General features: G+C 40.7%; 1 protein-coding gene. It reads right to left on the reverse strand.

Annotated features, from left to right (window positions below):
* Positions 1 to 120 precede the first annotated feature (120 nt).
* The coding region (locus CGZ90_RS20295) for a PepSY-associated TM helix domain-containing protein (RefSeq protein ID WP_133063639.1) at positions 121 to 885 on the reverse strand (765 nt) is incomplete at its 5' end.

An 885-nucleotide genomic window follows, 5' to 3' on the forward strand; every position in this document is an offset into this window, starting at 1 on the left:
CGTAGCGCGTTTGTATGGCGTTGAGTTCATTGCCAAAAATCTGTTTTTGATGTTTCGACATCGAACTGGCTAAGGCAATAAAGGCTAAGCTAGATAATGACCAAATCAATAAAAAGAACATCATGATGTTAGCTCCTGTGGTCGAGGAGCTGATTTGGTTTTTTTGGCAGTTAATCCTTTATGATTTTTGACTTTAAGATAAGCCATGCCAAAGATGAATGCCAAAGCCCATGCCATGAGGTCGAAACTGGCAATCATCCATTGTCCTTCTGCAATACTGAGCCATAACGCATGACCACCTGTCAGTGCATTTAAAATAGGCAGCAAAGCAAACATGATGGTCGCGAACCCGAGTAATTCCAACCAAGCCTGTCGATGGGTACGGAAATTGGCATAAATAAGGCAGCATAACCACGTAATCAAGAAAATATTAATTTCCCAATCTAAACGTGTTTCGAGTTGCACTGGTAATAATCGGTTTGCATAAAAATAACCTGCACAAGCCAAAGGTAAACCAATAATTACCGTAATATTGGTGACTTCAACTAAGCGATAACCAAAAGATTTATAACCTTGTTTTTGTTGTTGTGGCGCACGTTTGACACACCATAAAATAAGTCCTGTTGCGACCATTAAAGTGCCCAGAATCCCAGAACAGAACAATAACCAACGTAGTGTTAAATCTAGGCCACGTGCTTCATGTAAAACAGTCACGACATTATAAATGCCCATTGGAACTGAGGCCCGATAAGGTGAATTTTGCTCTGTCGTGTTGATACCAGTCATTCCATTAAAGGTAAACGTGGGCATAATATTTCGTGCAATGACACTTTCTGCATACAGTGCTTTAATTTCGACACTCGCCGCCGTGGTATTTGGAGCAAT

Source organism: Fictibacillus aquaticus (genome assembly GCF_002245695.1).
Taxonomy (GTDB): Bacteria; Bacillota; Bacilli; order Bacillales; family Fictibacillaceae; genus Fictibacillus; species Fictibacillus aquaticus.